Source organism: Paenibacillus sp. TCA20, from assembly GCF_000732325.1.
GTDB classification, from domain to species: domain Bacteria; phylum Bacillota; class Bacilli; order Paenibacillales; family Paenibacillaceae; genus Paenibacillus; species Paenibacillus urinalis.
Map to the genome: position 1 here is coordinate 111,713 of NZ_BBIW01000005.1, position 13,161 is coordinate 124,873.

General features: G+C 46.3%; 13 protein-coding genes. 11 read left to right on the top strand and 2 right to left on the bottom strand.

Going from position 1 to position 13,161, the window contains the following annotated elements; translation table 11 throughout:
- The first annotated feature begins 80 nt into the window (after positions 1-80).
- Positions 81-557: a GNAT family N-acetyltransferase gene (locus TCA2_RS11415; RefSeq protein ID WP_047911745.1), complete on the top strand. Its 477-nt coding sequence runs from the start codon at positions 81-83 to the stop codon at positions 555-557.
- An 87-nt stretch (positions 558-644) separates the two neighbouring features.
- Here TCA2_RS11415 and TCA2_RS11420 read toward each other — a convergent pair whose 3' ends face one another.
- Positions 645-1,817, bottom strand: a complete 1,173-nt coding sequence (locus TCA2_RS11420) for a cation:proton antiporter (RefSeq protein ID WP_047911746.1) — start codon at positions 1,815-1,817, stop codon at positions 645-647.
- Between the two features lie 378 nt (positions 1,818-2,195).
- Between TCA2_RS11420 and TCA2_RS11425 the strand changes: the two genes are divergently transcribed.
- The 5 genes from TCA2_RS11425 to TCA2_RS11445 are packed head-to-tail and all read left to right on the top strand — an operon-like array spanning position 2,196 to position 6,232.
- Entirely contained in the window at positions 2,196-2,531 is a 336-nt protein-coding gene (locus TCA2_RS11425; protein WP_370510334.1) for a UxaA family hydrolase, read from the top strand.
- Positions 2,528-3,688, top strand: coding sequence for a UxaA family hydrolase (locus TCA2_RS11430; RefSeq protein WP_047911748.1), 1,161 nt, complete (start codon positions 2,528-2,530; stop codon positions 3,686-3,688). Before TCA2_RS11425 ends, TCA2_RS11430 begins: the two co-directional genes overlap by 4 nt.
- A gap of 12 nt (positions 3,689-3,700) precedes the next feature.
- Positions 3,701-4,495 (top strand): SDR family NAD(P)-dependent oxidoreductase, encoded by a 795-nt coding sequence (locus TCA2_RS11435; protein WP_047911749.1) that lies wholly within the window; start codon positions 3,701-3,703, stop codon positions 4,493-4,495.
- A gap of 36 nt (positions 4,496-4,531) precedes the next feature.
- Positions 4,532-5,305: an SDR family NAD(P)-dependent oxidoreductase gene (locus tag TCA2_RS11440; protein WP_047911750.1), complete on the top strand. Its 774-nt coding sequence runs from the start codon at positions 4,532-4,534 to the stop codon at positions 5,303-5,305.
- Positions 5,306-5,329: 24 nt separating this feature from the next.
- On the top strand, positions 5,330-6,232 hold the full coding sequence (locus tag TCA2_RS11445) for a fumarylacetoacetate hydrolase family protein (RefSeq protein WP_047911751.1): 903 nt from the start codon (positions 5,330-5,332) through the stop codon (positions 6,230-6,232).
- Between the two features lie 103 nt (positions 6,233-6,335).
- Here TCA2_RS11445 and TCA2_RS11450 read toward each other — a convergent pair whose 3' ends face one another.
- The gene (locus TCA2_RS11450) at positions 6,336-7,166 is read right to left on the bottom strand and encodes a MurR/RpiR family transcriptional regulator (protein ID WP_047911752.1); all 831 of its coding nucleotides are present in this window, start codon (positions 7,164-7,166) and stop codon (positions 6,336-6,338) included.
- 207 nt (positions 7,167-7,373) lie between these two features.
- Between TCA2_RS11450 and TCA2_RS11455 the strand changes: the two genes are divergently transcribed.
- The 5 genes from TCA2_RS11455 (at position 7,374) to TCA2_RS11475 (ending at position 13,110) form a co-directional block, all read left to right on the top strand.
- Entirely contained in the window at positions 7,374-8,252 is an 879-nt protein-coding gene (locus TCA2_RS11455) for a hypothetical protein (protein WP_047911753.1), read from the top strand.
- The gene (locus TCA2_RS11460) at positions 8,245-10,059 is read left to right on the top strand and encodes an ABC transporter ATP-binding protein (protein ID WP_081872434.1); all 1,815 of its coding nucleotides are present in this window, start codon (positions 8,245-8,247) and stop codon (positions 10,057-10,059) included. Before TCA2_RS11455 ends, TCA2_RS11460 begins: the two co-directional genes overlap by 8 nt.
- Positions 10,020-10,853: an energy-coupling factor transporter transmembrane protein EcfT gene (locus TCA2_RS11465; protein ID WP_047911754.1), complete on the top strand. Its 834-nt coding sequence runs from the start codon at positions 10,020-10,022 to the stop codon at positions 10,851-10,853. Before TCA2_RS11460 ends, TCA2_RS11465 begins: the two co-directional genes overlap by 40 nt.
- A gap of 54 nt (positions 10,854-10,907) precedes the next feature.
- Positions 10,908-11,708 carry a PHP domain-containing protein gene (locus tag TCA2_RS11470; RefSeq protein WP_047911755.1) on the top strand — a complete coding sequence of 267 codons (801 nt, stop codon included), beginning with the start codon at positions 10,908-10,910 and terminating at the stop codon, positions 11,706-11,708.
- 199 nt (positions 11,709-11,907) lie between these two features.
- Positions 11,908-13,110, top strand: coding sequence for a PLP-dependent aminotransferase family protein (locus TCA2_RS11475; protein WP_047911756.1), 1,203 nt, complete (start codon positions 11,908-11,910; stop codon positions 13,108-13,110).
- Positions 13,111-13,161: the final 51 nt, after the last annotated feature.

The window sequence follows — 13,161 nt, forward strand, 5'->3', positions numbered from 1 at the left end:
AGTAGGGAGATCGTTTATAGCACAAATGGGTAATAATATAGATATCTAGCTTCGAGCCTATTATGACAGGAGAGATTTGATTGGATCTACGAATTCGTAATGCAGTTGAAGGGGATATCCCATCTATTATTCAATTAAGAAAAGACTACGATGAAGTCATCGCCGACAGAAGACCTGATCTGTATGAGCTTGCTGACAACTATACGGAGGAAGAAGTCCGTGGGTTCCTTGATGCTCCTCACTCAGAGGTGATTGTTGCTGAATCCACGAACAATGTAATCGCAGGATATGCCATCGTGGATGAAGAGCAAGTAAGTGCACACAAGATATACAAGCAGAGAAAGGTATTGTTCATTCGTGATTTCTGTGTCCGCGAGGAGATTCGAGGAGCAGGCGTGGGTCAATCTCTAATGGAATTTATCATTAAGCTGGGTAAAGAGAGACAGGCGGATGCTGTTGAGATCGATGTACTTGCGGACAATGAGCGTGCTGAAGCTTTCCTGGAATCCAATGGAATGAGCACCAAATCTATTAGATATGAGATGGAGCTGGATTGAAGTTAGGCGGTTCGAGTCTCGTCGATTATAAAACAGGCACGACATTTTTCAGAATGTCATGCCTGTTTTTTTAAGATATTCACTATTTTATTTCTGTGAACTTGCTTGACTCAGCTTCTTCGCATGTTTATCCGCGAACATGATTTTGAGAAGCGGTGGAGTAACGAGAGTTGTTACAATCACCATGATAATGACCGACGTGTAATACTGCGGATCCAATAGGCCTGAAGCAAGGCCAGTTCCGGCGATAATCAAAGCGACTTCGCCCCGGGATATCATTCCTGTACCGATAGCGAAGGAGGAATGCATATTGAATCCTGTCAGCTTGGCACCCAGTGCTCCACCCAGGAGCTTCGTAAGAATGGCTGCCACACTTAGGACGATGATGAATCCGATCTGAGAGCCAACGCCTTCGAAATTCACATTAAGACCAATACTTACAAAGAATACGGGAACAAATAAGCTGTATGCGATCGGCTCAAGCTTGTGCTCAACTGTATGCTTGTAAGGGGTTTGAGAAATGGCAATCCCTGCTGCAAAAGCGCCGATGATCCCTGCAACGCCCATCCACTCGGCAAAATATGAAAAGGCAAGTGCGATAATGACACCACCGGATATAACGGTCTCCGACACTCTTAGCTTGCTGAGCCACTTCATGACGAGCGGAACGACCCAGATTGCTGCTGCGATAATGACAACGAAGAACAATACCTTCTTACCAATAAGAGAACCAATACTTACGGATTCTCCTGTTCCCTGCAGACTCATCATCACGGCAAGCAGGACAACGACTAGAATATCGTCCACTACGGCAGCACCCAATATGGTTGTACCCTCGCGTGAATTCAGTTTGTTCATTTCCTTCAGTGTTTGAACGGAAATACTCACTGATGTTGCACAGAGCAGAAGTCCAAGGAATAATGCATGGCTTTGCTCAATCCCAAAAGCCAGAGCAGAGCTGTATCCGCCTACGAAGGGCAGAATGATACCGCCAACCGCTACAGCAAGTGCAGCCTTCCAGTTCTTGCGGAGCTCCTCCAAATCCGTTTCCAGTCCTGCGATGAACATGAGGATCAGAACACCAATTTCTGAGAATTCATGAATAAATGAGGTTTGATGGACCCATCCAAGTACAGCCGGACCAAGGATCACACCGGCGATCAATTCACCAAGAACGGACGGCTGACCCAGCTTAAGGGACAAGTGACCTGCCAGTTTAGTGAAGATGAGGATGAGTACTAGGTGTAAAATAAATTCCATATCTTTCTCCTTTCGTTTCCATATTTATGTTGTTACATCATCGGGGGAAATATCCACTCTCAACGAAAAAAGGCGCATTTACGCAATCTCTCCGTAAACACGCCTTAAAAATAAACAGAGAGGGGCCTTGTGTGGCAGGCTCCTCCCGTGATCAACATATTTGGTTGTAACTGAATCATGAGATAACAAATTGATTCAACTATAATTTTTATTATAACAGTTGTAATTCGTTTTGTGAATATGCTGCTGCCATTTATTTTTTGTACATTCAATATCAAGTACGCTGGCTATATGAAGAGCAATTTCTGCTATTGACAGTACCAACCAACCTTGTTAATTTAAGGTTTATGATAGCATGGATTCCAGTATGTTAAGGCGGTGAGTATCATAAGAGAAGATATTCTAACCGGTGCTGATGTAATTCAAATGCATGCAGACGATCATGTGGCAACAGCGCTCAAGGACTTGCAAGCCGGAGAGGGCATTACTTTTGTTTTTAATGGTAACCGTTTTCAATTAACCGTTCTGAATGACATCCCGTTTGGTCATAAGGTGGCGCTGAGTCACATACCCGAAGGCACGAAGGTGAAGAAGTACGGGGAGGTTATAGGCCAGGCTAGTATCGCGATTGAAGCAGGTCAGCATGTGCATATCCACAATATCGAAGGATTACGAGGACGCGGTGATCAAGCAGGAAGGGAAGGGACAGTATGAATACAATTCAAGCTTATGAGCGGCCCAATGGAGATATTGGAATTCGCAATCATTTGTTAATCATCCCCACCGTAATATGCTCTAACCAAGTCAGTAATCGTATTATGCAGATGGTGCCGGATACCGTCGCAATCCCTCATCAGCATGGGTGCTCCCAGATTGGAGCGGATAAGGAGCGTACCTTTAACATGCTGGCGGGGACGGGAAAGAATCCGAATGTGGGTGGCGTCATTATTATCAGTCTCGGATGTGAGGTTGTAGATCCTGCTGCACTAGCAGCAGAGATCAGGAAAACAGGCAAGCCGGTTGAAATGTTTGATATCCAATCTGTAGGTGGATCTGTCAAAGCGATAACACACGGAATCGAAATTGCTCGAAAAATGAAGACACAGCTGGATGGCATGGCCAAGGTGTCTGTTCCCATCAGCAAGCTAAAGGTGGGTGTCAAATGCGGCGGCTCAGATGCGACATCCGGCCTCGCTTCTAATCCTGCCCTTGGATCGGCCAGTGACATCCTTATTGGCCAGGGCGGAGGCATCGTGATCGGTGAAACTACAGAGATCATTGGAGCGGAGCATGTGCTTGCTGAACGCTGTACAACGCCAGAGATGAAGCACAGGATGTTTGAAATCGTTGATCGCTTTGAAAAGGAAGTCGAACGAATGGGCTCCGATATGCGCGGCGGCAATCCCAGTCCAGGGAATATTGCGGGAGGCCTGTCCACCATTGAAGAGAAGTCACTTGGATGTATCAGTAAATGCGGTACTGCACCTATCAATGGAATTATAGAATATGCAGAAGCGATTCCTGAAAGCGGTTTATATTTTATGGATTCACCCGGTAACGATATTGAATGTGTATCAGGAATGGCAGCCGGCGGCGCACATATTGTCTGCTTTACGACCGGAAGAGGCACCCCGACAGGTGCAGCCGTGCTTCCTGTCATTAAGATTACAGGCAATCAGCGGATGTATGAACAGATGAGTGACAACATGGATGTCGATGTAAGTGGAATGCTGTCGGGGGAACTCAGCCTTGAGCAAGCTGGAAAGGCTATCTGGCAGGAAATTGTTGAAGTAGCGAACGGCAAGCTGACAAAGGCAGAAATACTCGGCCACCAGGAATTCAGCATTAACCGAATTGGACCTAGTTTATAAGGGGGAAGGAAGATGGGGAGACTCGAGAACCGCATTGCTCTGGTGACCGGAGGAAGCCGGGGAATTGGAGAGGCCATTGTCTACAGGCTTGCTGAGGAAGGAGCACATGTGGCAATTAATTATTCCTCGGAGAGATCAAGAGCGCTGGCTGAACAAGTGGCCAGAAATGCTGAAGCCCACGGTGTTAAGACGATGATCGTGCAGGCCGATGTAGGTAGTAAAGCTCAAGTTGATGCCATGTTCTCAGCCATCGAGGAGCAGCTTGGAGAGGTGGAAATTTTGGTCAACAATGCAGGAATCGCGCCATTCGAGCCTTTCATGAAGGCTACGGAAGAGACTTGGGATCGTACATTTGATACGAACGTCAAATCGATCTTCCTCTGTTCACAGCTCGCTGCTAGTCAAATGATTCCCAAGAGATACGGAAAAATAGTAAATGTCCTGTCTACGGCGAGCCTGGTCGTTACAAGTCCTGTGATTCCACATTACCAATCATCCAAAGCAGCAGGTCATATGCTGACGAAGGGCATGGCGATTGAACTAGGTAAATACGGTATTAACGTTAATGCCGTTGGACCGAGTACAGTAGACACGGATATGTGTACTGATTTTCTGGCTGACCCGGCAATCCGGGCCAAAGAGATTGAAGCCAATCCGATGAAAAGGCTGGGTACAGCACGTCAAATCGGAGATGCAGTTGTATTTCTAGCATCAGAAGAGGCGATGCAGGTGAACGGACATTTGCTGATGGTGGATGGCGGATTGACCGTGAAGGCTGCTCAGCCAGAGGACCATATGGAACGATAGAGACTTGTTGTGATGACGAATAAGGGAGGAATACGATTGCGTCTGGCTAACAAAATCGCCTTAATTACCGGATCTGGATCTGGAATCGGCAAGAGCAGTGCAATGCTTTTTGCCAAAGAAGGTGCCGTTGTCATCGTCAATGATTTGGATGAAGTTAAAGGTCAGGAGACCGTCCAGGAGATCTCTGCTTCTGGGGGGACAGCTCTATTCATGCAAGCCGATGTAACCCATGCCAAGCATGTGGAAGAGATGGTGAGCCGCATTATAGATCAATTTGGCAGAATCGATATCCTGTTTAACAATGCAGGAATCAGCGGAATTGGACAGCTTCATGAGATAGAGCCAGATGATTGGGATCGTGTCATGACGGTAAATATTCGCGGTGTGTTTCTGCCTTCCAAATATGTTCTTCCCTATATGATGAAGGAGAAGAACGGCTCCATTATCAATATGTCTTCCTGCATTGCCGAGATTGGACTCGCGAAGCGGGCATCTTATTCTGCGACCAAGGGAGCGGTGCTTGCCCTTACCAAATCAATGCAGGTCGATTATGCTCCATACAATATTCGGGTGAATGCTATCTTACCCGGCACCATTCTTACGCCTTTCGTTGAGAGCTACTTGCGCTCATCCTATGATGATCCGGCTGAAGCCTTCGAATCTCTGAAGACAAGACAATTAAGCGGCGATCTGGGAAGACCCGATGACGTAGCCAGTGCTGCGCTCTTCCTTGCTTCCGACGAATCCAGGTTCATGATGGGCTCTCCTCTGTATATTGATGGCGGCGTTGTATTCGGCAAGAATGCATAAATACATAAAAGGAGTGGATATGAAATGAAACTTGTTACATTTCGAGTGAATGGGGACAACCGATTAGGGATTAAGATTGATCGCGGCATTATCGATGTAAACACAGCTGCTTCGCTGCTGCCAGATATGAACCGGGTTCCATTGGATATTCACGCTGCAATTGAGACAGGCCAGTCAGGAGTACAAGAATTGGAACGACTTAAGCGGGCAGTCGGAGAGAATAAGGAAGTACAAGCACAATCCATTGTCCCGGAAGATGAGATCTCCTATGCTCCATGTGTGACCCATCCGAGCAAAATCATCTGTGTCGGACTAAACTATCGAAGACATGCTGAAGAGACAAACGCAGCAATACCTGAATATCCAATTCTCTTCAATAAATTCAATAACACCCTGGCTGCTCATGGGGAAGACATTCCGCTGCCAAGCGTAAGCAGTGAAGTTGATTATGAAGCTGAACTCGTGATTGTCATCGGAAAGGAAGCTAAATACGTAGCCCAAGCAGATGCGCTGGATTACGTCTATGGATATTGTAATGTGAATGATTTGTCTGCACGTGATCTGCAGATGAGGACGCCACAATGGCTGCTTGGTAAATCGTGTGACAAATTCTCTCCGCTTGGGCCTTACTTGGTGACAGCTGATGAGGTAGGTGACCCTAACTCACTGGATATAAGGTGTATTGTAAACGGTGAAACCAAGCAAAGCTCCAATACCTCGGACATGATCTTTCACTGTGACGAGATTGTCAGCTATATCTCACAGCATATGACGCTTCTGCCCGGAGATATCATTTTGACAGGAACTCCGGAAGGTGTCGTGCTTGGGTTACCTAAGGAAGACCGGGTATATCTTAAACCGGGAGACACCGTGACCATCGAGATTGAGAAGCTGGGATCTCTGACAAACCAGATGGTCTCTGAATAAGAGCAGCTAAGTACGATCGAATCTATTAGCGGATTCGATCGTTTTTATGTGGAGGAAGCAGCCTCTTATTAGCTATCACATACATTCTTTCGATATTAATCGACTAACGAGGAAGCTTGGAATGATATCTAGCCCTTAATTGCTGAAGATGTCTCAGCTTCCCGAGACTTTCCTCATTCATAGCGAGACCTACGTTGAGGATCAAGTTCTCAATGACGAACACAGGTCCAATCATGGAATGGAATTCCCATACTTCACCTCTTCCCGCATACAGCACCAGATCTGCCTGACTTGCCCGGGGATACACAAGGCGGTCCGTGATGAGAATGACCCGATAACCTGCTTCCTCTGCATAATCGAGTATCACTTCAATCTCCGGCTGTAACTGAACGAAACCAAAGACAAGCAGTACGTCATCGGGACCGGCGTGCATCAGCGTTTCGAGTAATTCATGACCGCTTGCAGCCATAATCTGAATCTGGAGACCAAATCGACGTAATCGAAATGCAAACAGCTCTGCGAGTGAAATACACGGACCCGGGGCAAAAACAAAGATTTGTCTCGCTTGACGTATCGCCTCAGAGGCTTCATTCAGTACTTCAGAATCCAGTCGTTTGCAGGTTTCATCCAAGTGCTGATGAATCGTACTGAGCAGCGTCTGTGGCAGAGGCAGTCCGTCGATCTTACTCATTGTTTCTTCCAATTTGACCGCGGGAGCCGATTCCAAGCGGAAACGAAGCTTTGCCTTGAACTGCTTGGCATTGACGTAGCCCACTGATTTCCAGAACCTTGACACAGAGGCGATGCTTATTCCAACCTCCTCAGCAATCTCCTGTTCTGTCATATACAGAATGCGCTGCTCATTCCGCTGAATAAAATCAGCCAGCAGCCGCTGATTGGTAGAGAAGTGTTTTTTACCCCATTCTTCATACATCCTATTGTTTACCCCCATCCTACATACATTGCAATTAAACTTGCTTAGACATCATTAATATAAGGATCGAATGTTATGTAAATATTTTTACACCGTCAAAAATGATGAAAAAATGTTGATTTTGCGTTAATATAACTGGAATTTTGCGATAATCAGACCTTCCTATAATGGTGTTATATTTCACGATTAGAGGAGGAACTTAACACGATGAATACATTGTCTGCACGGTACACACTGACCTCATCACAGAAAATGATGATATTTGTGCTGTCCATGTCTTTGTATGGTTTGTCTAACATGTTCACAGAACTGATCCCAAGCGTACAGCTTGGGCCTATCGAATTATCGGTGGAGTACTTTGCCTTCATTCCGCTCACGCTGTGCATGCTGTTTCATCCGCTGTATGCTGCTGTCGGCGCATCGGTAGGGGAGATCATCTTCGGTGAGCTGATGCTCGGTCAATTCGGCGGACTTGGCGAAGTTGAGAAATTCATCACTTTTTCCTTGGCAATGTACACAGCTGGTCGATTAGTTAAGGATCCAACGAACAAGCGTCAGGTAGGAATCGCAGCAATTACAGGGGTGGCCATTCATCAATTACTTAGTTCTATAGTGGACATTGTTAAGGTCTGGGTAGGTGTAGAAGAGCTTGAAGCGGTAGAGGGACTTGCTGAAAGTATCGTCGTCATCGAAGGGGTTGGTTTTCTAAACGATGTGTTATTCTCAGGCATATTGTTTGCTCTGCTTCCGACCCTATATCTTGTTCCCCGACTGTATGGAAAGATCGAACCCCTTCTAGGCATACGTCCCCGTCATAAAGGAATGAAATATGATACAGCTGCATGGATATCACCGAAATATGTGATCCTCAGTGTAATCCTTGCGGTCGTCGCCGTGGGAGCAGAGATTCTCTCTGAGACGGAATGGAACATTGCTGAATGGGAGGACATCTTTACAGGCGTGTCCGAACAGCAGCTCATATGGATCAGTATTGGAGCAGCTGCACTAATATCAGTCATTACACTCATTGCCATGCGCAGCAAGGCTGAGAAGTCGGATAAAGGGACGGAGACCAAAAATGTCTGAGCCCGTTATCCAATTAACGAACATTTCGTTTACATATCCCGGTGATGATGCCCCTGCGTTAGATCAAGTATCGCTTACCGTGAACAAAGGAGATTTTATCGCCATTGTCGGAAGCAACGGGTCAGGCAAATCTACTCTGTGCAAATGTTTTAACGGTTTGATTCCGCACTATTATGCAGGTGAATATACAGGGGATGCGACGGTTTGTGGGTTGACTGCAGAAGCTGCAGGGGTTGCGGAGTTATCCAGATATGTGGGCTATGTATACCAGGATTTTGAGAATCAGCTGGTCAGGCCTACCGTCATGGACGATGTTATGTTCACACCATTGAATTACGGATATAAGGATTACGCTGCCCGTGGGGAGAGAGCACTGCGAATGATGGGACTGTATGGTGTAAAAGATGCCTTCATCTGGTCACTTAGCGGTGGACAGAAGCATTTGCTTGCTCTCGCCGGTGCACTTGCCATGGACCCCGAAATTCTGGTTATCGACGAGCCTGTATCCCAGCTGGATCCGCGTCATGCCCGGCAAATATACGATATTCTGCAGCATCTGAATGAGGATTTGGGAAAAACCATTATTGTTATAGAGCATCATACAGAGTTTATTGCTGATTACTGCAATGAGGTTGTATTGATGGATGGTGGCCGAGTGAAGTGGAAGCTGCCTGTCCGCGAAGCGTTATCTTCAGTGGAAACTTTGCTGAATCTCGGTATCTTCCCCCCTCAGGTGACACAGGCTGCTTGGCGGGTTGCCCGTCAACAGAGCATAGATCCACAGAATGAGCGTTTGCATAAGGAACAACTTCTTCCCATCACACTGGAGGAAGCCATTCATTGGTTTGCAGCGGAGGAGAGAATCGAGGCAAAATCTCAGGATAAGCCAATGACTCACCCAACTGAAATCGAAGATACAGCAAATACCATGATCCTGGCTGAAGATGTCCATCTGTCCTACCGAACAATCCTTAAAAAAATGCAGGCGGTATTAGACGGAGTTGATCTGCACATTCATTCGGGTGAGTCCATCGCCATCGTGGGCAATAACGGCGCAGGCAAATCCTCTCTTCTGAAGCTGATTGCTGGCATCGTAAAACCAACTTCGGGATACCTGCAGGTAAATGGGCAGGACGTAAGAGCAATGACACCCGAGAAAATAGCTAAGCATACGGCTTTTGTATACCAAAATCCAGAGGAAATGTTCATTGAAGATTCCGTTGAAAAAGAAATTGCGTACTATCTGAATGCGCATCGTGTACATGGTAAAGATCAGCGGCTTGAAGGCATGTTGCAGCATTTCCGATTAGAGGAGCTTAGGGACAAGGATGCCCGGCTGCTAAGCGGTGGACAGCAGCGTCGTACGGCCCTGGCGATTGGTGCAGCCATGGAGCCAGCTATAATGCTCCTGGATGAGCCGACAGCTAATCTGGATATCGCAACCAAGCAGGAGATGCAGCACGTATTAGCTTCATTGAAAGACAAGGTGGAGACTGTCATTATTGCCACGCATGATATGCAGCTGGTCTCCGAGTGGGCTACTCGAATCATCGTTATGCATCAGGGGGTTGTGCTCGCAGATGGAACGAAGGAAGAAATCTTCGCTGACGGGAGACTGCTGGAGCGTGCAGGTCTAGTATCGACTCAGCTCATGGAGCTTAGCCTTGCTTTAGGATTGCCAAGGATCTGCTATACACTTGAGGAGTTTCTCTCATTTTATTCACCTGCAAGCGGGTCTGAGCTAACGGGGGAAGGGGAGGTGAGCACATGGATATCGTCCGAAAAACGCTTGACCGCATCTCCGTAGAACGGATTAAGCTGGAGCTGTTAGGGACAGCCTACGGCAGATCAACAACTTTTATTGGAAGATTAGACCCACGGACCTTGCTGCTGTGGTATCTGTTCTTTGCCATCGTCCCTTGGTTCATACATAACACGACCGTACTGTTCGGTATGTTTGTGTTTATCGTTAGTATGACGGCCCTTGCGAGGGTCAGCTACGTTATTCTCATTATTTTAACGCTGGGTCTCGTTGGTCAGGTAGGGTGGATGTTTCTGTTCTCCATGCTGTTTGGAGGCAGCCTTGAATCAATATTGCCGCTCCTCACTCTTACACTGAAATTATCCGTTATTTCGCTGGCGAGCATTGCTGTATTTTCCAGTATGGATCCAGAGAAATTAAGTGACGGTCTATCTGCGCTTGGCGTTCCCGAAGCATTCTCGTTCAGCTTATCGTACGGTTATCGGATATTGCCTACACTGTTATCAGAGTTCCATCAAATTCTGTTGTCTTACCGGCTAAGAGGACGTTCGCCTGAGCGCCCTGGCATGCTCTATTTCAGGAACATCATTTACTATTTACGTATTCTAGTGCTCAGCTTCTACCCACTTATGCTGAATACGGCCAAACGTTCGAGAACGACCGTTGAGGCACTTGAGACAAGAGGTTTTACGTACGGAATGAATCATCCTGAAGTGAAGAAGCTGAGGCTGTCCTATCTTAAGGTTCGAGCCATCGATGTTTATTATATCATTTTTTCATTCGCTTACATCACCTGGCTGTTCTGGTTTGGAGAGAGGCTGCCGAACTTGCTGTACTAATCAATTGACAGAAAAGTGCCTAACTTAAGTTATATCTAAGGAGAGATGAATCGAATGTTCATAGACTTGCATACTCATGGGAAGCTATCCAAGAAATCTGATTTTTCCCTGGACTATTTCAAGGAGATGCTGACAGAAGCAAGGTCGAATCATATTTTAGGCATTGCACTCACCGAGCACTTTAACACGAAGAATTTTGAACAAATCTATGCAGCGCTTGATGAGGCGTACTCTTATAATGGGCACTACTACGAGGCCGAGGGGGTGCGTGTATTTCCGGGGATGGAGGTCGATATTAGAGAAACAGGGCATATCCTTCTCATCAGCACAAGAGAGGAGATCTTGTCAATTCGGGAACAGCTTGAGCCCTATCTGTCTAAAGATAACTTCATCCCGTTTGCCCAGCTGCTTGACCTTGTAGAGGAACGGAATGTACTTAAGATTGGGGCGCATCCATATCGCTCATCGACTCCGCTTCACCACATCAATGTAAACCTGCTGAAGCGGCTTGATGCCCTGGATCTCAATGCAAAGGATTTGTACAAACAAGGCGCAGCGGCGTATCAAGCGAAAATCTATCCTTTTGCAGAACTTCTCGGGCTCCCAATTGTCGCTGGAAGCGACAGTCATCAATGTCTTCAATATGGGAGCGTAATGAATCGGATGAATGAGCCCATTAACACCGTCGATGAGCTGAGAATGGCTATTCAGCAGGGAGCCTATCAAGTTGAAATATCGGATTCGCTAGAGCTGAGAGTCAAGGCTTCTGTGATGATGAAGAAGCTACTGAAGCAGCTTCAGGGAGAGCCCCCATCCAGAGACGAATTGGAACAGGAGCAGGTAGTCAACATATAATCAATGTAAAGAACTGCGGGAAATCTGCAGTTCTTTTTGTTTATTCACTCCGCTGCTTAATGAAGATAACAACGAATTGATCCTGCAATTATTGATACAATACATAAGGTGTGATTCCCTTTATGGATTTAATAAAGATTATTATTTTTTACAATTCGCCATGGCGTGTTATTATATAATTCAAAGGAGTGTAAATGAAATGGACGATAAATATTCAACTAGAGCCGGCTATGTTAAACCGTCGGAGACAAGAGAAATTTTAAAAGTAACGGAAAGACCCGAGGTCATTTCCTTTGCAGGAGGCCTTCCTGCGCCTGAGCTGTTCCCGGTGGATGCGATCAGAGCAGCTGCTGATACCGTATTGACGGAGATGGGACAAGCTTCACTTCAATACAGTACAACTGAAGGATATACCCCTCTGCGTAGTGCCATTTGTGAACGAATGAGCGCAATTGGTATTCAATCGAAGGTTGAGCAGGTTCTTGTTACCTCTGGCTCGCAGCAGGCGATTGATCTTACAGGCAAGCTGTTTATTAACGAAGGCGATACGATTATTTGTGAAAGTCCTACATATCTGGCTGCCATTAACGCATTCAAAGTATATGACGCTAGGTTCGTAGAAGTCGCTATGGATGATGATGGCATGATCATGGAGGAGCTGGAGAAGACTCTTCAAGCCCATCCGGAGGCCAAATTCATCTATACGATTCCTGATTTCCAGAACCCGACAGGTCGTACCTTGAAGCTGGATAGAAGGCAGCGAATGGTCGAACTGGCGAATAAATATAATGTGCTGATTGTCGAAGATAACCCGTATGGAGCTGTTCGATTTGCAGGTGAATCTCTTCCACCGGTCAAGCATTTTGACACCGAAGGCAGAGTCATCTATCTCAGCACCTTCTCCAAAATTTTTGCACCAGGACTTCGTCTTGGCTGGGTATGCGCAAGTGAGGAGATCATTGATAAGTATGTCGCATTGAAGCAGTCGGCTGATCTGCATACAGACAGCTTCGCTCAGATGCTTACTGCAAAATATATGGATCAGAATGACATCAATGCTCATGTAGAGAAGATCAAAGACGTTTACAAAGAAAGATGCGAGACAATGCTGTCCTGTATCAAGGAATATTTCCCTGCAAGCATCAAGCACAGTGTGCCTGAGGGCGGTCTATTCATATGGGTGGAGCTTCCGGATACCGTTGATTCAAGCGTGCTGTTTGTTGAATGCCTGAATAATAATGTCGCATTCGTACCTGGAGCACCGTTCTTCCCGAACGGCGGGGTTAAGAATACACTGCGTCTTAACTACTCTAATATGCCGAATGAACGAATTGTGGAAGGCATGAAGCGAATTGGCGAAGTGCTGCAGCGTGAATTGAACGATGTGTCGGTTCCTAACTAAACAATTGAATTTTGGCCTGCAGTATCCAGAAGAGACAACTTGGTTGTTAAC